Source organism: Xanthomonas sp. 10-10, from assembly GCF_040182365.1.
Lineage (GTDB): Bacteria > Pseudomonadota > Gammaproteobacteria > Xanthomonadales > Xanthomonadaceae > Xanthomonas > Xanthomonas arboricola_F.
Genome location: NZ_CP144460.1, coordinates 597,538 through 617,125 on the forward strand (window position 1 = coordinate 597,538; position 19,588 = coordinate 617,125).

Consider the following 19,588-nt stretch of genomic DNA (forward strand, 5'->3'; position numbering starts at 1 on the left):
TGACCGCATCCCAGCGCGCGCGCCAAACCCGCTCTATGATGCGGCTTTCCCAGCGGCAGGTTCGAGCATGAGCGAGAGCAATCGGCAACGCGCCATCGGCCTGGTCCAGGCCTATTACGATGCCTTCAACCGCGGCGATTGGGATGCCATGCTGGCGTTCCTGGCCGACGATGTGGCGCACGATCTCAATCAAGGGGCACGCGAGATCGGCCGCGCGGACTTCGCGGCCTTTCTGCAACGCATGAACGACAGCTACCGCGAGCAGCTGCGCGACATCGTGATCACCGCCAACGACGACGGCACGCGCGTAGGTGCCGAGTACGTGGTGCACGGGGTCTACCACACCACCGACGAAGGCCTGCCGGAAGCCAACGGGCAGACCTATGTGCTGCCGGGCGGTGCGTTCTTCGATGTGCACGACGGCGCCATCACCCGCGTCACCAACTACTACAACCTGCAGGAATGGATCGCGCAGGTATCGCGCTGAGTGCATCGACGGGCACGGGCCAGACCTGCGTAGGAGCGCGCTTGCGCGCGATGGGGCCTCACCGGCATGCCTGGTCGCGCCCGGGTGCGCTCCTGCACGGGTGGTCCGGTGTTACCGCATACGGTGCATTGGCCTGCGCTAGTCAATCGCCGTGCACGGCCAGACCTGCGTAGGAACGCGCTTGCGCGCGATGAGGCATCACCGGCAATGCCTGTCGCGCCCGGGTGCGCTCCTACACGGAGGGGCCGGTGTTACCGCATACGGTGCATCGGCCTGCGTTGGTCAATCGCCGTGCACGGCCAGACCTGCGTAGGAGCGCGCTTGCGCGCGATGAGGCGTCCCCTGCAATGCCTGGTCCCGCCCGGGTGCGCTCCTACGCGCTTGGTCGGGCGTTACAGCAGCACGATGCCGACCACCACCAGCACGAAGATGCTCCACTTGAGCACCTGGTACAGCGGGTTGTTGCGCTCCTTCAGCGCCTTGGCCTTCAGGCGCGCCGCGTAGAAATACCGGAACACGCGGTTGATGCCACCGGTCTTGTCGCCCTCCTGATTGGGCGAGGCGCCGGCAGAAAGCAGGCTGCGGCCGACGAAGCGATTCAGCGCCGCCGCCCAGCGCCAGCGCATCGGGCGTTCGATATCGCAGAACAGGATGATGCGGTCCTGGTCGGTGTCGTTGCGCGCGTGGTGGATGTAGGTCTCGTCGAACATGGTCCACTCGCCGTCGCGCCAGCTATGCCGCTGGCCGTCGACGTCGATGAAGCAGCGGTCGTCGTTCGGCGTGGCCAGGCCCAGGTGCAGGCGCATGGACCCGGCGAAGGGGTCGCGGTGTGGACGCAGTTCGCTACCCGGCGGCAGTTCGGCAAACATCGCCGCCTTCACCGTGGGGATGGACTTCAGCAACGCGGTGGTCTGCGGGCACAGCTCGGCCGCAGACGGGTGCGCTGTGCCGTACCACTTCAGATAGAAGCGCTTCCAGCCGCGGCGGAAAAACGAGTTGAAGCCGATATCGGTATAGCCGTCGGCAGCGCGGATCTTCTGCATCTGCTGCAACGCCACCGCTTCATCGCGGATCACCGGCCAGTTGGCACGTAGCGGGGCCAGTTCGGGGAATTCCTTGCCCGGATCGATGAACGGTGTGGTCGGCACGCGCGAACACAGGTACATCAGCGCGTTGATCGGCGCCATGAAGGTGGAATGGTCGAGCAACTGCCGGCTGAGCCGGTGGCGCACGCGACCGCGGTAATGGATGTACAGCGCCGATGCGATGAACAGCGCGATGATGAGCCACTTCAACATTGGGAAGGCCGATTGGGGGACGGGGGCCGCAAACCTAAGAGCGGCTATCAAAACGTCAGTGCAGCAGCCGGGCGGGGGCGCTGCCGGTACTCGGAACCGGCATGTACCACGCGTACATGCAGATTCCTGCGCGCCGTCTGCAGCCACCTGACGGCTGCGTGCTGCATTTTGCTAACCACGCCGGTTCAGGCGTCGAAAAGGCAAGCCGCAACAGGAACATGCGGCCATTGACTGCTGAATTCTACCGGTTGTCGCGACCGAGCCTGACAGGTCAGCATTGGTGTCGTCGCAAAACTGTGTGTCTCGCCGGCAACGGCTGCGTTGCTGCCGGCGATCTGCACCGCCGCTAGTCGATGCGGCGGCGGATCGGGATCGAGGCTACCGGGACGCTGGCGATATCGTGTCCCTGCTCGCGGATGGGCGCGCCGGGTGCCGGCGCCCAGGCGTGCGCGTAGATCACTTCCCAGGAGCTGGGCAGGGTGCCGTCCGGACGCCGCAGCGGTTCGTAGGCGGCGTTGGCAGCGGCAAAGCGGCCGCGTCCGGTCAGCGTGGCGCGGCGGTTGCTGAGCGCATTGGTGGCGCCCATCGCACGCAATTCGCGCATCAAGGCCGGCAGGTCGTTATAGGTGAGCGTGAACAGGTCGCGGTCCAGCACCGGGTCGCGGAAACCGGACATCAGCAGCGCATCGCCGAACTGCGCGATCGGCGGGAAGCGGCTGACGTGCGGTGCGGTGTCGGCCTGGGCGAAGGCGTCGCGCAACTCGATCAGGGTTTCCGGGCCAAAGGTCGAGCACAGCAGCAGCCCGCCCGGCCGTAGCGCGCGCCGGAACCCGGCGAACACTGCCGGCAGGTCTTCCACCCACTGCAGGCACAGATTGCTGAAGATCACATCCACGCTGCCGTCAGCCACCGGCAGCGCGCGCGCATCGGCGCAGACCTGCGCGAACGGCTTCCACCAGCCTGCGGCCTTGCGCGCCTGGCGCAGCATCGGCATGGCCTGGTCGAGGGCGATCACCTGGGCCTTGGGCCAGCGCTTCTTGATCGCACCGCTGGCATGACCGGGGCCGGCACCCACATCCAGCACCACCTTGGGCACCTGCTCGCCCAGGTAGTCGAGCGATTCGAGCAGGCGCGTTTCCACCTCGCGCTGCAACGCGGCGGCGGCGGCATAACTAGTGGCGGCCCGCGCGAAGGCGCGGCGGACGTGGCGGGGGTCGAAAGTGCTGTTCATTGCCAGGCTATTGTCGCCGGTGGGCGAGGCGGAGGGAATCGATGCGTGCGATGGGCTGGTGCGCTAGAACGTGCCCGGATAACTGCCGCCATCGATCAACAGGTTTTGCCCGGTGATATAGCCGGCCTGCGCGCTGCACAGGAACGCGCAGGCCGCGCCGAATTCGTCCGGCTCGCCGAAGCGTGCTGCCGGAATGGCTGCCTGCTTGCGCTCGGCGACCTCCTCCGCAGTGTTGCCTTGCTGTTGCGCGATGGCAGCGAAGTTGCCGCGCAGGCGGTCGGTGGCGAACTGGCCGGGCAGCAGGTTGTTGATGGTGACGTTGTCGGCCACCGTGCTGCGCGCCAGCCCGGCAACGAAACCGGTCAGGCCGGCGCGCGCGCCATTGGACAGGCCGAGGATGTCGATCGGCGCCTTTACCGCGCTGGAGGTGATGTTGACGATGCGGCCGAAGCGGCGCGCGCGCATGGCATCGACGGTGGTGCGGATCAGCTCGATCGGCGCCAGCATGTTGGCGTCCAGCGCGCGCAGCCAGTCCTCGCGCTCCCACTGCCGGAAATCGCCCGGCGGCGGGCCGCCTGCGTTATTGATCAGGATGTCGACCTGCGGGCAGGTCGCGAGCGCGGCGGCGCGTCCTTCCGGCGTGGCGATATCGGCCACGACACTGCGCACCTCTCCGGCGCCGCGCAGTGCGCGCAGGCTGTCGGCGGCCTGGTCCAGGGCGGCGCGACCACGCGCAGCGATCACCACGTTGACGCCTTCATGTGCCAGGGCGCGGGCGCAGCCCAGGCCCAAGCCCTTGCTGGCGGCGCAGACCAGTGCCCAGCGCCCGGCGATTCCAAGATCCATGCGATGCGTCCTCGATCAGCGAGGTCGCATGATCGGCGATCTGCTCACGGCACGGACGCAACGAAGCGTTGCAGCGCCTCGGCCACCTGATCGGCGTGGCCGAGAAACGGCGCGTGGCCGCCGCCGGCGATGGTGAGCGCCTGCGCATGTGGCGCGAGCGCGGCCGCAGCATGCATGGCGGCGGCAGGCACCAGCCGGTCGCGTTGCCCTCCAATCCATAGACTGGGACGCGCCAGCTGCGGCAACGCGCGGCGCAGGTCGGTGCGTTCGAGCAGGCCCAGGCCCTGTTGCAGGGCATCGGCCGCCGGCGCGCCGCGTGCGCTGAGCGTTTCGCGCAGGCTGCGCAGTTCGGCGCGCGCATGCGCCGAGCCCAGGGTATCCAAGGCCAGAAAGCGCTCCAGGGTGCCGCGGTAATCGCGCGCCAGGTCTTGGCCGAACTGCACGAACACCTCGCGCTCGACCGCATCCGCCCAATCGGCGCCGCGCACGAAGCGCGGCGTTGCCGCGATCATCGCCAGCCCGCGCACCTGCGGCTGAGTGGCGGCGGCATGCAGCGCAAACAGCCCACCCAGCGACCAGCCGACCCACACCGCCGGCGGCGTGGCCGCGGCAATCGCGGCCACCACATACGGCAAGGCCAACGGCGTGGTGTCGTCGCGACTGAAGCCGTGCCCGGGCAAGTCGACCAGGTGCAATTGATAACGCGATGACAGCCGCTCCACCAGCGGTGCGAACACGCCGCCGTGCAACGCCCAACCGTGCAGCAGAACCAGCGCGGGCCCATGGCCGATGACATCGATATGCATGCACGGATTGTCGCCGATTGGCGCGCGCTCAGCGTGCAGAACCTGCGCGCTCTGCAGCGATCGCAGGCGCCAGCACCGCCCATTGCTGTCGCGCATGCCTGCGCCAGCACCAACGATCCGGCCAGCGCCAGCGCCGCGCGCGCTGCGTGGCGATCGCATCGGCCAGCCATTGGGGATCGAAGCCCTCCCACACACCGGCCACGCTGCGCAGGTTGCCGATCAGCGCCGGGTGCACCTCGTGCAGCAGCATCGTGCGCAGTTGCGGCAACGTAAACGGCGAGGCCGCCAGGATCCGGGCAATGCGCGCGTTTTCGCCATCGCACGCGCTGTCCAGATACAGCAGCGACAACGCCTCCCAGACGCGGCGTTGCGCCGATGAGGCGACTGGCGTCTCGGGCGCGGTCATTGCCATGTCAGCGGGTGCGTGGGCAGTGCTTGCCGATGTGGATGCTGCGGCATCGGTGCGGAGCTGCCGACATTCCGGTTGCTTGCACTCGGGTGGAAGCGAGGCCGCAGTGGCTTGATCGGCAGTGCCGGTGCCTGTGATTGTTCGCGCATGACGGGTGGTGCGGTGATGTGCCGCGCGATCAACGGCGGCAACGCACGTCTGCATGCAGTCGGCACGCGTGCGTGCAAATGCGCGCGCATCGAACCGTCTGCGTGAGCCATCCAGTGTCTGGGTGCTGGCCGCTCCGGTCCGGCGTTGCGCACGACGAGCGCGCTGCCCGGCTACGCGTCAAGCGGAGGCGCGCAGCGGTTGCCGGCTGACCACATCGCGCGCCTGCACGATTGCCTCGATCAAGGCCTGCACCTGCTGCGGTGTGTGCAGCGCCGACAAGGTCACCCGCAGGCGCGCCTTGCCTTCGGGCACGGTGGGTGGGCGGATCGCGCCGACCATGAAACCGGCCTGTTCGAGTGCGGCCGACATCGCCATCACCGTGGCTTCCTCGCCGTACAGCAGCGGCTGGATCGGCGTGTCGGAGGCCATCAATTCTAACCCATGCCGACGCGCGCCATCGCGGAAGGTGCCGATCAGTTCGACCAGGCGCGCACGCCGCCAATCGTCGCGACGCGCCAGCCGCACCGCGGCCAGGGTGGCGGCGACCTGCGCCGGTGGCAGGGCGGTGGTGTAGATGTACGGGCGCGCGGTTTCGGCCAGATGGCGGATCAGCGCCTCTTCGCCGACCACGACCGCGCCGTAGCCGCCGAGCGCCTTGCCCAGGGTCACCAATTGCAGCGGCACTTCGGCAACGCCCAGGCCGGCGTCGGCCACGCAGCCGCGCCCTTGCGGGCCCAGGACGCCCACGCCGTGCGCATCGTCGACATAGAACATCGCTTCCTGCATGCGTGCCACCAGGCTCAGCGCGCGCAGCGGCGCCACATCGCCATCCATGCTGAAAACGCCGTCGCTGGCCAGCATCGCCGCCCCCTCGGGGGCACCCTTGAGCTGGCGCATGGCGCCTTCCACGTCCAGGTGCGGATACCGCCGCAGCCGACAGCCGGCCAGGCGCGTGGCGTCGAGCAGGCTGGCGTGATTGAGCCGGTCCTGCACGCAGACATCGTCCTCTTCGCTGAGCAAGGCCTGCTGCACGGCGAGATTGGCGATGAAGCCGCTCCCGAACAGCAGCGCCGCCGGGTAGCCCAGCCACTCGGCGATGTCGCGCTCGAGCGTTTCGTGTGCGGTGTGATGGCCGCAGATCAGATGCGAGGCGGTCGCGCCGGCGCCATCGCGCGCGGCGGCGTCCTGCAGGGCAGCGACCACTTCGAACTGTTGCGACAGGCCCAGGTAGTCGTTGGAGCAGAAACCGGTCAGCCAGCGGCCGTCGATCTCCAGCCGCACGCCATCGCGGCGGCCGACCTGGCGCCGCACCCGCACCCGTTCCTGAGCGACGCGCAACTTGCGCAGCGACGAAATCCGTTCGTGCAGATCGGGGCGAGCCATGAGGGAGTTCGACAACGAAAGAAGGGCCGCTAGCGTAGCGTGCCGCGGTCACATCGCCCAGCCGGCACCGACGGCCGGTGGGGCGGGTTGGCTTGCCGGTGAGCCTGCGCCGGTTTGGATCTGCGCCTGGCCCTTCTGCAGTGAGAACGGCCAGGCGCCGTGCAGGCTCATCCTGGATCGGGATGCGCTGTCGTCAGGCCGCGTGTTCGCACGCCGTGCCGCAGGTGATGTCTGCATGCACCGTGCCGGGGTGGTCGTGGTCGGCGGCGTCGACGGTGATCTGCATCGGGCGCAGGCCCAGGCGCTGGAACAGGGCCTGGTCGCGTTCGGTGTCCGGGTTGCCGGTAGTGAGCAGTTTTTCGCCGTAGAAGATCGAATTGGCGCCAGCCAGGAAGCACAGCGCCTGCAGCTCGTCGCTCATCGCTTCGCGGCCGGCAGACAGGCGCACCATCGATTTGGGCATGGTGATGCGGGCCACGGCGATCATGCGCACGAACTCGAACGGGTCCAGCTGCTGGGTGCCGTGCAGCGGGGTGCCGGCAACCTGCACCAGCCGGTTGATCGGCACCGAGTCCGGATGCGCAGGCAAGGTGGCCAGCGCCAGCAGCAGGCCGATGCGGTGCTCGCGGGTCTCGCCCATGCCCACGATGCCGCCGCAGCAGGTCTTCAGGCCCACATCGCGCACGTGCTCCAGGGTGTTCAGCCGATCCTGGTACTGGCGGGTATGGATGATGGAATCGTAGTAATCCGGCGCGGTGTCCAGATTGTGGTTGTAGTAGTCCAGCCCGGCGTCCTTGAGTGCGCGCGCCTGGCCGGCGTCGAGCATGCCGAGCGTGGCGCAGGTCTCAAGACCCATCGCCTTGACCTCGCGGATCATCGCAGCCACCTTGGGGATGTCGCGTTCCTTGGGCGAGCGCCAGGCCGCGCCCATGCAGAAACGCGAGGCGCCGGCGGCCTTGGCCTGGCGGGCCTTGGCGACGACCTCTTCGGTCTCCATCAGCTTCTGCGCGGTCACGCCGGTGTCGTAGCGCTGCGCCTGCGGGCAGTAAGCGCAGTCCTCCGGACAACCGCCGGTCTTGACCGACAGCAGCGTGGAGACCTGCACCTGCGCCGGATCGAAGTGCGCGCGGTGCACGCTGGCCGCGTGATGCAGCAACTCGGGGAACGGCAGATCGAACAGCGCCTGCAGCTCTTTGCGATCCCAGTCATGGCGTACGACAACAGACATCGGAGTTTCCTGACAGTCAGCGGCTTGGAAGCCAGGCAGTCTGGTGAGCATGGAAGAGGCTGTCAACTTTGAAGAAGTAGGCTCGGTTTACAGGTGGCCGCAACGGGTGTTGCGGCTGCTGTTGCCAAGCCTGTGCCTGGTCTGCGCGGAAGCGGGCATGTCCGATTGCGACCTGTGCCCCTCGTGCCGGGCCGCACTGCCGGAGCACGGCCACGCCTGTCTGTGCTGTGCCACCCAGCTGTTCGCCTCCGATGGGGTGGCGCTGTGCGGGCAATGCCTGCAGCAGCCCCCGCCATTGCAGCGCGTGCATGCGTGCTTTACGTATCGCTGGCCGGTGGACGGGCTGCTGCGCCGCTTCAAGTTCCATCAGGACCTGGCAGCAGGACGCCTGCTCAGCGAACTGATGGCCAGGCGCTGCGCACACCTGCCGCGGCCGCAGGCCCTGGTGCCGGTGAGCCTGCACCGGCAGCGGCTGCGCCAGCGCGGTTACGACCAGGCGCTTGAGCTGGCCAAACCGCTGGGCCGCGCGCTGCGGCTGCCGTGCCTGCCGTTGCTGCGCCGCGTGCGTGCGACGGCGCCGCAATCGGAGCTGGATGCCGTCGAGCGCCAACGCAATCTGCGCGACGCCTTCATCGCACGCGGCGCCCTGCCCGCACATGTGGCGCTGGTGGACGACGTGATGACCACCGGCGCCACGCTGCACGCGGCAGCGCAGGCCTTGCGGCGCGCGGGGGTGCAGCGGGTCGATGCCTGGGTGTGCGCGCGGGTGCCGTGATGGTGCGGCTGGGAGCGGTGCGCGTTCGATAGGGCGGGTGCGGTCTTGTTGCATCGGTCCGTACCTTCACCCCAACCCTTCTCCTGCAGGAGAGGGGCTTGTCGCCTGCGGAGGGGTCCTCAGCGCTCCGGGCCCTATCTGGACAGGTCGGTGCGTGGTCCATCAGCGCGGTTCTGCAAAGACATCGCCTGCCCGGAAAGCCTGCCATACAGCCTTTAGCGAATCCCGAATCCCGGCTTCTAACGCACCGCCGCGGCGATGCCGACAAAGATCGCCAGACCCACCCAGTTGTTATGCAGGAAGGCGCGGAAGCAGGGGCCGCGTTCGCGGTGGCGGGCGATGCGGAATTCGTAGGCCACCAGCAGCGCTGCGATGCCCAGCCCGGCCCAGTAAGCGACAGTGAGACCGGCGCGCAAGCCAACCAGCACCAAGGCCGCGAACATCGATGCATACAGCACGCCTTGTGCGATCAGATCGAACCTGCCGAACAGGATGGCGGTGGACTTGCTGCCCATGCGGAGGTCGTCGTCGCGGTCGACCATGGCGTACCAGGTGTCGTACGCGGTCGCCCAAAGGATATTGGCCGCGTACAACAGCCAGCCCAGCAACGGCACGCTGCCTTGTATGGCGGCAAAACCCATCGGGATGCCCCAGCCGAACGCCATGCCCAGATAGACCTGCGGCAGATGGGTATGACGCTTCAAATAGGGGTAGCTCGCGGCCAGGAAGACGCCGGGCACGCTCAGCGCCACGGTCAGCCAGTTGAGGCTGAGCACCAACCCGAACGCCACCAGCATCAGCACCACGAACACCCACAGCGCTTCGCGCCCGGACACCGCGCCGGTGGCGAGCGGGCGCGACTTGGTGCGCTCCACGTGCGGGTCCAGCCAGCGGTCTGCGTAGTCGTTGATCACGCAGCCGGCCGAGCGGGTCAGCCAGACCCCGGCGGTGAATACGAACAACGTCCATACCGGCGGCATGCCGCCCGCAGCCAGCCACAGCGCCCACCAGGTGGGCCAGAGCAGCAGCAGGCTGCCGATCGGACGATCGCCGCGGACCAGCTTCCAGTATTGCCCCAGCCGCTCGGACCATGTCAGCGCGGGCGCTGCCGGTGCCTGTTCGAAACCATGCTTGCTCATGCTGCAAAGGGTAGCAGCGCGCCCTGGATGCGGCCATCTGGGTGCGGCCAGCAAGTGCCGGCTGCAAGAACGCCAGTCGATAAGCGCGGACAGGCGCCCGTGCTCGGGACTGCGGCGAAGCCGTTCGTGTGGGGGTTGGTGGCTGCGTCGGTGTCGGCTGCTCCTGTTAGCGTGGGCTGCGCATAAGGGAGTCTGCGGGGCAGGTTGGGCACCGCCCGCCAGCGGGTCTGCGGATGCCAGCGGCCGAAGGCATCACGCGGGTGGCGCGGGTTCTGGCATAATGCGCGGCCAGGCGCTCGTAGCTCAGCCGGATAGAGTAGTGGCTTCCGAAGCCATTGGTCGGGGGTTCGAATCCCTCCGGGCGCACCAGATCGCATCGTTCGGTCCGCTGCAGTGGCATTCCGCTGCAGCGGGCCGAAGTCGTTTCTGGGCCAGGGTTGCAGGTGTTTGAGCGGCTCTGTCCAGCCGCTGGGGCTGCATGTCGCCAGCGTTGGTGTCGAAGGCTGAGATGTCCTGCGCTGGCAGCGCTGCTGCACTGCTTTGGAACCGGACGTCGACGTCGCAGAGCCAGGGTGGCCGAATGTCCTCGTGTCTGAGCGCTGTGGCCTGCACCTGGTGCGCCAGTGACCCTGTGACGCGTCTATTGCGGACTGCTCTCCAGCCTGTGGTCAATTGCTCCCACGGCATGTATTTCAGAACGTGGTGCGCCTAACCACTCCGGCGATGGACTCGCTCAAGGGCAGGGCGCGTACGCCCTGCCCTTGAGCGATCAGATGCCGTCCGGTGCCGGCGCGGTCGCTCTCGCGTGCTGCTTGCCACGTGCGTGCTCGATGGCGGTGCGTAGCTTGCGGGCGGCGCCGGTGACGGCGGAGGCGGTGGTTTCGGCGCTGTTGGTGGCGGCGATCGGCGGCAGGCCGGCGACATGCGCTTCGATACTGCAGGTTCGATCCGCTGCGCCGCCGCGTTGGCCGTTCTCGTCGCGCAAATGCACTTCGACGCGGGTGATGTCGTTGGCGAAATGCGCCAGCTGGGCGGTGCAGGTCTTCTCGACATGCTGCACGACGGACGGGTCATGCGGCACGTGCTTGTCGGTCTGGATCTGAATCTGCATGGAGTTCTCCTTCGCGGTCATCCGCTGCGTCTGCCGTAGCGGTGACTCGATTCTGCGTCAGCCCGGTGTTGCCGCAAGGTGACAAGGCGTCGCATGTTCATGCATTGGTTGGCTGGTGGCCGCACTCCCGGATGCTGCGCTTGCGTCCGCATGAATCGCCCTCATAGCAGCGGGCAGCAGGGCGGGGGCGGTGGCTTAAGATGCCGACACCGCGCGGTCCTGCGCCTGTCCGATGCCTGCCTGTGTTCCGATTTCGTTCTGTGCCGTCCGCCCGTTCGAGCGTGTTATTGCAGGTGCTGCTGTGCAGCGTCCTGTGGCTGGCCTGTGCAGGCACGCTGCTCGCCCAGGACGATGACTCCCTGCTGGAGACCGCGCAGAGACAGCTGGACGACGCGCAGAAGGTGCTGGACCAGGGCGAGGCCGGGCTGGAAAAGGCCGATACCGACCTGCTGCGTGCGTTGACCGACCAGGTGACGGTGGCGCAGCGGCAGGCACAGGACCTGGCGCGTCAGCTGGATCCACCGCTGAAGCAAATCAGTTCGCAGCTGGCCGGCTTGGGTGATGCGCAGCAAGGCGAAGCGGCCGATCTTAAGAAGCAGCGCGAGGCGTTAAAGAAAGAAAAAAGCGCGTTGGATGCAGAGTTCAAGCGCGCCAATCTCCTGGACTCCCAGGCCCGCGAACTGGCAGATCGCCTGGAACAAAAACGCGCGCAGCTGTTCAGTGTGCAGCTGTCCACGCGCGTTGCCTCACCGCTGTCGCCGGCACTGTGGTCGCAGATCGCGCTGCAATGGCCGGACGATCGTACCCGTCTGCGCGGCTTGTACGACGATGCGGTCCAGGCGGTGCGTGCCGGCACCGCTGCCAATGGCGTAGGCGGCCTGGTGACTGGCGTGGCGATCGCGCTGCTGCTGGCCTTCCCGTTACGCATGTTTCTGCGTCATCTGGGGCGGCGCTATGCCGCGTCGCGTGCGCCGGGCGGGCGGTTGCGACGTTCCGGCCTGGCGCTGTGGTTCCTGCTGGTCGGCACGCTCAGTCTGGGCATGGCGGCCTGGGTGCTGGCCGAAAGCCTGCGTGCCATAGCTCAGGTGCCGGCCGATCTGGACGAGTTGCTGGATACGCTCGTCTTCATCAGCTTCATCGCGGCCTTCGTCGGCTCGCTCAGTGCCAGTCTGTTGATGAAGCACCAACCCACCTGGCGGTTGTTCCCGCTGGACGACGCCACCGTCGACCGGCTGCGCGTGCATTGCCTGGCCACCGCCGCGGTGAGCTGGTTCAGCGGCATGGCGATGAAGCTCAACGAGGTGGCGCGCACCAGTGCCGCCGCAGCCACCGCGACCGACGCAGTGGCCGCGCTGTTGTACGCCGGCCTGATCCTGTCGGCACTGGCCGGCCTGAGCCTGTCGTTGCGCGCGCGCGCGGCCAGCGCCGGGGCCGCCAGCGACGATAGCAGCGAGCCGCCACCGGTGGTCTCGCGTGGCGGCGGGGTCATCGTGCTGATCCGCCTGCTGGGGCATGTGGCGGTGATCGTGTCGCTGCTGGCGGCGTTGTTCGGCTATCTCAATCTATCGCTGTTCATCGCGCGCCAGATCATCTGGATCACGCTGATCTGCAGCCTGCTCGGTTTGCTGGTTGTGTTTGCCGACGACCTGCTGACCTGGGTGTTCAATCCGGAAGGGCGCTTCAATCGTGCGTTGGCGCATGCCTCGGGCTTGGGCAGCGGACGTCTGGTACAGCTGGGTCTGCTGCTGTCTGCCGTTGTCCGTGTCGTGTTGATCCTGCTGGGAATCGCTGCGCTGGTCACGCCGTATGGCGCCAATCTCTCGGCGGTCACCGGCTGGGCCGAGAACGTCTCGCACGGCATCGAAATCGGCAAGGAGCTCACCATCACACCGGCCGCGGTCGTGCGCGCGTTGCTGGTATTCGTCGTGGGCCTGGGTGTGGTGCACGTGGTGCAGCAGTGGCTGCTCAACACCTATCTGCCCAGGACCGAGCTCGATGCCGGCGCGCGCAACTCGATCAGCACGGTGGCGCGTTATCTGGGCTGGTTGGTGGTGGTGGTGTGGGGGCTGACCGCGCTGGGTCTGGACTTGAAGCGGCTTGCGCTGGTGTTGAGTGCGTTGTCGGTGGGTATCGGTTTCGGTCTGCAGGCGATCACGCAAAACTTCGTGTCGGGTTTGATCCTGCTGGCCGAGCGGCCGGTGAAGATCGGCGACTGGGTGCGGATTGGCGACCAGGAAGGCGATGTGCGCAAGATCAGCGTGCGTGCCACCGAGATCCAGGTAGGCGATCGCTCCACCTTAATCGTGCCCAATTCGGAACTGATCACCAAGAGCGTGCGCAACATGACGCTGTCCAACCCGATGGGGCGGGTGCAGCTGCAGTTCTCGGTGCCGCTGGAAACCGACGTGGCGAAGGTGCGCGACATGCTGCTGGAACTGTTTGCCGAGCACACCAAGGTGCTGGCCGAGCCGGCGCCCGCGGTGTTCATCGATTCGCTGGCCGGCGGGCACGTCAACTTCAATTCGTTCGCCTATGTGCGCAGCCCGCGCGATTCGTACGGAGTGCGTAGCGAGCTGTTCTTTGCGTTGTTGCAGCGGATGGAAACGGTGGGAATTGCGCTGCAATCGCCGCAGGAAATCCGCTTCAGCCGTGCAGGTGCAGCGGTGGCGCGTGACCAGGGCGATGGAACGCCTGCATCGGAAGACTGAGCCGGTGCGTGCATGCACCGTGCGGACAGGCGCTGCAGTGGGCATCGTCCAACTGGTGCAGACAACCGAGATTCCGAATCGCAGCGGTGTTCCCGGATAGTCAAACAGCCTGGTTGGTCGAGGGCGCGGTGCCCTCACCGCTTGGGGGACACGCCGTAAACCCGTCCCTGGGGGCTAGGTGGCGACATCCATGCCGCCACACGGTCCCGCAATCGGTGAGGACCCTGTGCTGGCTGCTGTATAAAAAATGCATACAGACCATCTCGACAGGTCCTTGCCCGCTCACCGTCGCGGGACCTTACGCGGCATGGATGCCGCGTAAGAGCCTACAGGGACGTACTTGCGGCGTGTCCCGCGATGGTGAGCGGGCAAGGGCCCTGCAGCCAGGCCGCAGATCCCATGCTTTGGCTTCCAGCTCCAGCCTCGCTCTTGCTTTCCCTTGCTTCTGCTTCTGCCTCTTCCACATCCACATCCACATCCACATCCACATCCATATCCACATCGCCTGGCCTCGGACCAGGGCGACGGCCCGACTCAGGAGCGATCCGCGACCTGGGTCTGTTTCACCAGGGCCAGATCGTCCACGCTGACGTCTTCGGTGTAGTCCAGCCAGGCGCGGATCTCCAGATCTTCCACCGCATGCTCCAGACCCACCGGCATGCGGATACGTCCGGCGGCATCTGGCACCACCCATTGCTGGGCCAGCACCACCTTGCGCTCGGACGACACCGCTTCCACCCAGAACGCGCGGGTGGGGCGACGCTTTGCGTAGAGCTCGAGCATGTAGCGGCCGGCAGCGGTCTTGCGCGATGCCTGGGTGAGCATGATCGGCTGGCGCACGCGCGGGCGCGGGCCCTGCGGTGTGGCATCCAGGGGCGCATCGACGGCAATGCCGCGGGTCAGGTCCTGGTCGCGGTAGAGCTTCATGCTTTGCTGGCGATCGACCACCAACGCGCACCAGTCGCCATCGGCCGAGCCGTCTTCGAACGCCGTGCAGCGGTCGACGTAGGCGAGCGTGCCTTCGGTATGGGTGCGGTCGAACTGACGCGAAGTGTTTTCCAGATACACAGTCTTCAGGTTGGTGTCTTCGTCGTATTCGAGCAGCACCGGCGGACGCACCTGCTGCACGCCCACCACCACATCGCCATTGCCGTTGACGCGCAGCAGGCGCGTGCCTTGCCCGGTCCACAGCGTGCGCGCGAAAGCGAGGTAGCGCGGATAGTCCTTGCCGCTGTCGCGACTGGCCGCCACGCTGGCGCTGGGAGGCGCATCGCTGGCCAGCAGCGAGCGGCCAAAGCCCAGCGTGCGCATGCCCGGCTCAAGCAGTTGCAGAAGTGTTGCACCCGAATCCAGCGTGCTGCCGGCGCGTGTGACCAGCTGTTGCGGAGCGATGTCCTTGCCTAGGAACAGCAGCAGGTTTTCGCGCTTCTGCTTGGCCAGCACGTCGCTAAGATCGTTGGGCATGGCCAGGTGATCGGAGGCGATCACGATGATGGTGTTCTTGCCGTAGCGGCTGTTGCGAATGCGCGTGACCAGCTCGCCGATCAGCCGGTCGCTGCACTTGATCGCATGCAGCAGCCCGATGTCGCCCAGCGCGCTGTCGTAGTGCTGGCCCTTGCACGCCAGCGGCAGATGGCCGGCCGGGTGGTGGGTGTCCATGGTCAGCGTCGTGAGCATGAACGGCTGGCCGGCGCGCGACAGCGTCTGGAAGCTGTCCCAGGCATCGTCCAGCAGTACATCGTCGTGCACGCCCCAGGCGGAAAAGTGTTTCGGCGCCACGCCCTTGTCGCGGAAGTAGCTGACGTCGTGCACCACATCGAAGCCATGGCTGGACAGGAAGCGGCCCTTGCCGGCAAAGCTGGCATCGGCACCGCCCACGTAGTGGTTGCGGTAGCCCTGGTCCTTGAGGTAGTCGCCCAGGCAGCGCGCTTCGGGCAGGAACATGCCCATGCGATCCATGCTGTTTTCATCGCCGGGCGCGGTGGTCAGCGGTACGCCGCACATCGAGGCGACCATGCCGGCAATGGTCCATCCGCTGCCTTCGGTGGAGGTGAGGTTGCGTACGTCCACCGCCTCGGTGGCCAGCGCGCGCAGGTTGGGCATCAGGCCCGGAAAGACCGACTCGTCGAAGTAAGTGCGTTCCAGGCTTTCGCCGTAGATCCAGACGATGTTCTTGCGCTTTTGCAGCGGTTGCTGCGGTACCTGGTATTCCGGCACGACGGTGGCGTAATCGACCGGACGCAGCTGGTAGTACAGCCGCTTGCCGTCGCGATACAGCGGGCTCACCGCAATGCTGACCAACAGCATCGCCAAAAACGATCCGAACACCACACCGCCGCCGCGTGGGCGCCGGAAACGGCGCACCCTGACCAGGATGAGCGGGCTTAACGAGAGCAGCAGCATGCCGATGAACACGGCGATATAGCCGGAAAAATCGCTGACGCCGGCACCGTCCATGTCTGCGCGCAGGTGGTACAACGTGGCCGCATTGATGCCGTCGCCGCTGAGCCGGTCGATCAAGCCCCAGGCGCTGAGCAGCAGCAAAAACAGCGAGAGCAGGCCGGCCTTGAGCCATGCCAGTCGCGGCGAGGCGACCAACAGCCACAGCAAGAGCAACAACGAAAACAACAACATCCAATGCATGCGCAGCGTCCGTGGGGGAATGATGCGAGCGCGTACCGGACGCCTTGCTCGCCATGTCCTGTGCGCCACACCCAATGTGACACCCGGATGACGGACTATGCCGCGCTGAAGCTGACTGAAATGTTTGTTCGCGTTAAGCCGTCGTCGCAGCGTGGCGGATTGGACGCGCTGTCGAACATCTGGTCGCTGTGGCGCTCGCTACAGAGTTGCGGTGTCTGCATTCCGGACTTGGCGCGCTTCTCGCATAAAGGCGACATCGCGATAACCCCTTACCGCCCGATTTGCTTTGGCAGCTTGACGGGGCTGTCTTGGCAAGCGATGTCGCGCCCGGGTGCGCTCCTACGCGTGGGTGTGGTCTGTGTTTGGCGCTATCGATGCCCGCGTTCTTCGCGCGCACGCACGCGGCGGTCGAACAGCAGGGCGCTGAGTACGATGCCCAGGCCGAGGAAGACGCCGAGCAGGAAAAGCACCATCGCAATGGCCGGATAGCCCCACAGTTTCAGGCCGGTTTCGATGCGCATCATCTGTGCCGAGGCCATGATCAGTGCCGCAGTCACGATGCCGGCCGCCACGCGGTTGGCGATCTTCTGCAGGCTTTCCATCAGATGCGATTCTTCCAGCCCGGTGACGCGCATCTGCAGGCGGTTTTCCGCCGCCAGCGACAGGATCTCCGACATCCGGCGCGGCCCTTCCCGCACCAGATGCTGCAGTTCCATCGCTTCGCTGGCCAGGTTGGCGGCCGACAGCGACTTCTTCAGTCGCGCCCGCATCACATGCTGCAGGTGGCGCTCAACGATGCGACGTGTGTCCAGATGGGGCGACAGTGCGCGGCACACGCCTTCCAGGTTCAACAGGGTCTTGCCGAGCAGGCTCAGCTCCGGCGGCGTGCGCAGGCCATTGGCCGTGGCGATACGTACAAGATCCAGCACCACGCGGCCTTCGGAGGTGGTGTCGTGCGCCGCGTAGCGGGCGATCATCTGCCCGGTTTCGCGCTGGTAACGGTCTTCGTCGTAATCCTCCAGCCGCGTACTGAGCGCGATGGTCTCTTCGGCGACTTCTTCGCCGCGCCCGTCGACGGCGGCAAACAACAGCTTGAGCAGGCGTTCTCGCAGGCGCGGTGGCACGTGGGCGACCATGCCCAGGTCGAAGATGGCCAGCCGCCCGTCCTGCAATACGCGCAGATTGCCCGGATGCGGGTCGGCATGGATTTCGCCATGCACGAACATCTGATCCAGGTAGCCCTTGACCAGCTCCGCCGCCAGGTTGTCCATCGGCTGCTCGGTGCGGCGCAGGCCGGAGATCTTGTCCACGCGCACGCCTTCGGCCAGCTGCATGGTCAGCACCTTGCGGCTGCTCAGATCCCAGATCGGTTGCGGCACCCACAGCAACGGAAACGGTTTGAGATGCTTGCCGAAGCGCACCAGCGTTTCGGCCTCGTCTTCGTAATTGAGTTCGGCGCGCAAGGTCTTGCCGAATTCGCCCAGCCAGTCGGCAAAGCGCACGCGGCGGCCGATGCCGGTGAGCCGGTCGGCGGCGGTGGCAAAACTCTTGAGCACGTCCAGGTCCGAGCGCACTTGCGCTGCGACCTCGGGCTTTTGCACCTTGATCGCCACTGGCGTGCCGTCGCGCAGCGCGGCGCGGTGCACCTGCGCCAGCGAGGCGCAGCCCAGCGGCACCGGGTCGAAGTGCGAGAAGGCCTTGTTGACCGACACGCCGAGTTCTTGCTCGATGATCTGGCGGATGCGCTCCACCGGGACCGAGCTGGTGTTTTCCTGCATGCGCTCCAGCGCGGTGGCGAACTCCGGCGGCACGATGTCCGGGCGCGTGGACAGCATCTGGCCGAGTTTGACGAAGGTGGGGCCAAGCGATTCCAGGTCGGAGACGAACTGGTCCGGCGTGCCTTCGGCAGGCACCTCGTACTCGTTGATGGCGGCCGGATCCAGGTTCATGCCGGCAAACACACCCGACCCGCGGTACCGCAGCAACAGGCGCAGGATCTGCGTCCGCCGGCTCATGCCGCCCACCACGGCATGGTCGGCCACGTGCGTCGCCGGGGCCGGTGTGCGGTGCGGGTCATTCGGACTCAAGGCCATCTCCGGTGCGTCATGCGAGCAGCGAGTGTGGCCAGCGCCGGGTCGTCAGCCGGTGAACCCAGGTCCCGCCGCCGCAGTTGCGGGCGCTGCCGGTGCCTGCGTTGGCGCGTGTCTGTCCAGGGGAAGGCAACACCGGCAATTGCCCGGCAACGGCATGCAACGACCGCGCAATGGCGCGCCATCACCCCATCCGGGCACGGGATCGGCGAGAATTCACATTCACCCACGCACGACCACCACGAAGGACCTCCGCATGGCCGGTGCCAGCCTGTTCACCCTGCTCGACGACATCGCCACCTTGCTGGACGACGTTTCCATCCTGACCAAGGTCGCGGCCAAGAAGACTGCCGGCGTGCTCGGCGACGATCTGGCGCTCAACGCGCAGCAGGTGACCGGCGTGACCGCCGACCGCGAGCTGCCGGTGGTCTGGGCGGTGGCCAAGGGCTCGCTGGTCAACAAGGTGATCCTGGTGCCGGCAGCCCTGGCGATCAGCGCGCTGGAGGCCTGGTTGCGCGGGCGCGGCTACAACATTCCGCTGGTGATGCCGTTGATGATGATCGGCGGCGCCTACCTGTGTTTCGAAGGCGTGGAGAAGCTGGCGCACAAATTCCTGCACAGCGAAGACGAAGACGCGCAGCGGCATGCCGAACGCACCCGCGCGCTGGCCGACGAGAGCGTGGACGTGGTGGCGCTGGAAAAGGACAAGGTCAAGGGCGCGATCCGCACCGACTTCATCCTGTCGGCCGAGATCATCGTGCTGTCGCTGGGCGTGGTGGCGGGCGTGTCGTTCGGGCAGCAGGTGGCGGTGCTGGTGGCGATCGCCCTGGCGATGACCATCGGCGTGTACGGCCTGGTGGCGGCCATCGTGAAGCTGGACGACCTGGGCCTGTACCTGACCAAGAAAGGCGCCTCGCTGGCCGCGCTGGGCCGCGGCATCCTGGTGGCGGCGCCGTGGTTGATGAAGTTCCTGTCTGTGGCCGGCACGCTGGCGATGTTCCTGGTCGGCGGCGGCATCCTGGTGCACAACATCCCCATGCTGCATCACGTGGTGGTGGACCTGGCCAAGTCCGCTGGCGGCATGGGCTGGCTGGTCGAAGCGCTGGGCAATATGGTGGTCGGCGTGGTTGCCGGTGCGGTGGTGCTGGCGGTGGTCAGCGGCTTCCAGAAGGTGCGCGGGAACAAGCCAGCGCACTAAAAGCCCAAACGTGCCACCTTGAATTGCACGTCTTCGCCAAGCATGCATTTCAAGGGTTCAAAACGTGCGCTAATCCTTGACAAACG

Annotated in this window: 15 protein-coding genes, 1 tRNA gene and 1 other RNA gene; 6 read left to right on the forward strand and 11 right to left on the reverse strand. The window is 66.7% G+C overall.

The features are described from left to right. Positions 1–67 precede the first annotated feature (67 nt). Entirely contained in the window at positions 68–487 is a 420-nt protein-coding gene (locus VZ068_RS02565; protein ID WP_259155900.1) for a nuclear transport factor 2 family protein, read from the forward strand. A 392-nt stretch (positions 488–879) separates the two neighbouring features. On the opposite strand, the gene lpxO is transcribed toward VZ068_RS02565, so the two are convergent. Beyond that, entirely contained in the window at positions 880–1,785 is a 906-nt protein-coding gene (gene lpxO / locus VZ068_RS02570) for a lipid A hydroxylase LpxO (protein WP_259155899.1), read from the reverse strand. A gap of 101 nt (positions 1,786–1,886) precedes the next feature. Between lpxO and VZ068_RS02575 the strand changes: the two genes are divergently transcribed. After that, positions 1,887–1,962, forward strand: a non-coding RNA gene (locus VZ068_RS02575) — sX9 sRNA. 169 nt (positions 1,963–2,131) lie between these two features. On the opposite strand, the gene bioC is transcribed toward VZ068_RS02575, so the two are convergent. The 6 genes from bioC to bioB form a co-directional block, all read right to left on the reverse strand. Then, on the reverse strand, positions 2,132–3,016 hold the full coding sequence (gene bioC / locus VZ068_RS02580) for a malonyl-ACP O-methyltransferase BioC (protein WP_259168612.1): 885 nt from the start codon (positions 3,014–3,016) through the stop codon (positions 2,132–2,134). 63 nt (positions 3,017–3,079) lie between these two features. Further along, complete coding sequence (locus VZ068_RS02585) at positions 3,080–3,862, reverse strand: SDR family oxidoreductase (protein WP_349656810.1); 783 nt, start codon at positions 3,860–3,862, stop codon at positions 3,080–3,082. A gap of 44 nt (positions 3,863–3,906) precedes the next feature. Beyond that, positions 3,907–4,668, reverse strand: coding sequence for a pimeloyl-ACP methyl ester esterase BioH (gene bioH, locus VZ068_RS02590; protein ID WP_349656811.1), 762 nt, complete (start codon positions 4,666–4,668; stop codon positions 3,907–3,909). Between the two features lie 28 nt (positions 4,669–4,696). Next, the gene (locus tag VZ068_RS02595; RefSeq protein ID WP_349656812.1) at positions 4,697–5,080 is read right to left on the reverse strand and encodes a hypothetical protein; all 384 of its coding nucleotides are present in this window, start codon (positions 5,078–5,080) and stop codon (positions 4,697–4,699) included. A 324-nt stretch (positions 5,081–5,404) separates the two neighbouring features. Further along, the gene (gene bioF, locus VZ068_RS02600) at positions 5,405–6,610 is read right to left on the reverse strand and encodes an 8-amino-7-oxononanoate synthase (protein ID WP_349656813.1); all 1,206 of its coding nucleotides are present in this window, start codon (positions 6,608–6,610) and stop codon (positions 5,405–5,407) included. Between the two features lie 193 nt (positions 6,611–6,803). After that, positions 6,804–7,838, reverse strand: a complete 1,035-nt coding sequence (gene bioB / locus VZ068_RS02605; protein WP_349656814.1) for a biotin synthase BioB — start codon at positions 7,836–7,838, stop codon at positions 6,804–6,806. A 49-nt stretch (positions 7,839–7,887) separates the two neighbouring features. Here bioB and VZ068_RS02610 point away from each other — a divergent pair, with 49 nt between their 5' ends. Next, a complete protein-coding gene (locus tag VZ068_RS02610; protein WP_259155889.1) occupies positions 7,888–8,613 on the forward strand; it encodes a ComF family protein in 726 nt (241 codons plus the stop codon). Between the two features lie 239 nt (positions 8,614–8,852). On the opposite strand, the gene ubiA is transcribed toward VZ068_RS02610, so the two are convergent. Next, positions 8,853–9,752, reverse strand: a complete 900-nt coding sequence (gene ubiA, locus VZ068_RS02615) for a 4-hydroxybenzoate octaprenyltransferase (RefSeq protein WP_259168623.1) — start codon at positions 9,750–9,752, stop codon at positions 8,853–8,855. Between the two features lie 292 nt (positions 9,753–10,044). On the opposite strand from ubiA, the gene VZ068_RS02620 reads away from it, so the two are divergent. Further along, positions 10,045–10,121, forward strand: a tRNA-Arg gene (locus VZ068_RS02620). A gap of 400 nt (positions 10,122–10,521) precedes the next feature. Here the strand turns inward: VZ068_RS02620 and VZ068_RS02625 are convergent. Then, positions 10,522–10,863 (reverse strand): HPF/RaiA family ribosome-associated protein, encoded by a 342-nt coding sequence (locus tag VZ068_RS02625; protein WP_259155887.1) that lies wholly within the window; start codon positions 10,861–10,863, stop codon positions 10,522–10,524. Between the two features lie 200 nt (positions 10,864–11,063). Here VZ068_RS02625 and VZ068_RS02630 point away from each other — a divergent pair, with 200 nt between their 5' ends. Beyond that, positions 11,064–13,571, forward strand: coding sequence for a DUF3772 domain-containing protein (locus tag VZ068_RS02630; protein ID WP_349656815.1), 2,508 nt, complete (start codon positions 11,064–11,066; stop codon positions 13,569–13,571). Positions 13,572–14,105: 534 nt separating this feature from the next. Here VZ068_RS02630 and VZ068_RS02635 read toward each other — a convergent pair. Continuing rightward, on the reverse strand, positions 14,106–16,214 hold the full coding sequence (locus VZ068_RS02635; protein WP_349656816.1) for a phosphoglycerol transferase I: 2,109 nt from the start codon (positions 16,212–16,214) through the stop codon (positions 14,106–14,108). A 368-nt stretch (positions 16,215–16,582) separates the two neighbouring features. Next, entirely contained in the window at positions 16,583–18,307 is a 1,725-nt protein-coding gene (locus VZ068_RS02640; protein ID WP_349656817.1) for an AarF/UbiB family protein, read from the reverse strand. A 253-nt stretch (positions 18,308–18,560) separates the two neighbouring features. Here VZ068_RS02640 and VZ068_RS02645 point away from each other — a divergent pair, with 253 nt between their 5' ends. Further along, positions 18,561–19,502, forward strand: coding sequence for a DUF808 domain-containing protein (locus VZ068_RS02645; RefSeq protein ID WP_349656818.1), 942 nt, complete (start codon positions 18,561–18,563; stop codon positions 19,500–19,502). The last annotated feature ends 86 nt before the right edge of the window (positions 19,503–19,588 follow it).

Excerpts from the sequence above, each read along its gene's own strand:
- VZ068_RS02635 (WP_349656816.1), bottom strand. The coding sequence starts at position 16,214 with ATGCATTGGATGTTGTTGTTTTCGTTGTTGCTCTTGCTGTGGCTGTTG.
- bioB (WP_349656814.1), bottom strand. The coding sequence starts at position 7,838 with ATGTCTGTTGTCGTACGCCATGACTGGGATCGCAAAGAGCTGCAGGCG.
- bioF (WP_349656813.1), bottom strand. The coding sequence starts at position 6,610 with ATGGCTCGCCCCGATCTGCACGAACGGATTTCGTCGCTGCGCAAGTTG.
- VZ068_RS02640 (WP_349656817.1), bottom strand. The coding sequence starts at position 18,307 with ATGGCCTTGAGTCCGAATGACCCGCACCGCACACCGGCCCCGGCGACG.
- VZ068_RS02625 (WP_259155887.1), bottom strand. The coding sequence starts at position 10,863 with ATGCAGATTCAGATCCAGACCGACAAGCACGTGCCGCATGACCCGTCC.
- VZ068_RS02595 (WP_349656812.1), bottom strand. The coding sequence starts at position 5,080 with ATGGCAATGACCGCGCCCGAGACGCCAGTCGCCTCATCGGCGCAACGC.
- bioH (WP_349656811.1), bottom strand. The coding sequence starts at position 4,668 with ATGCATATCGATGTCATCGGCCATGGGCCCGCGCTGGTTCTGCTGCAC.
- VZ068_RS02610 (WP_259155889.1), top strand. The coding sequence starts at position 7,888 with ATGGAAGAGGCTGTCAACTTTGAAGAAGTAGGCTCGGTTTACAGGTGG.
- VZ068_RS02585 (WP_349656810.1), bottom strand. The coding sequence starts at position 3,862 with ATGGATCTTGGAATCGCCGGGCGCTGGGCACTGGTCTGCGCCGCCAGC.
- lpxO (WP_259155899.1), bottom strand. The coding sequence starts at position 1,785 with ATGTTGAAGTGGCTCATCATCGCGCTGTTCATCGCATCGGCGCTGTAC.
- ubiA (WP_259168623.1), bottom strand. The coding sequence starts at position 9,752 with ATGAGCAAGCATGGTTTCGAACAGGCACCGGCAGCGCCCGCGCTGACA.
- VZ068_RS02630 (WP_349656815.1), top strand. The coding sequence starts at position 11,064 with ATGCCGACACCGCGCGGTCCTGCGCCTGTCCGATGCCTGCCTGTGTTC.
- bioC (WP_259168612.1), bottom strand. The coding sequence starts at position 3,016 with ATGAACAGCACTTTCGACCCCCGCCACGTCCGCCGCGCCTTCGCGCGG.
- VZ068_RS02565 (WP_259155900.1), top strand. The coding sequence starts at position 68 with ATGAGCGAGAGCAATCGGCAACGCGCCATCGGCCTGGTCCAGGCCTAT.
- VZ068_RS02645 (WP_349656818.1), top strand. The coding sequence starts at position 18,561 with ATGGCCGGTGCCAGCCTGTTCACCCTGCTCGACGACATCGCCACCTTG.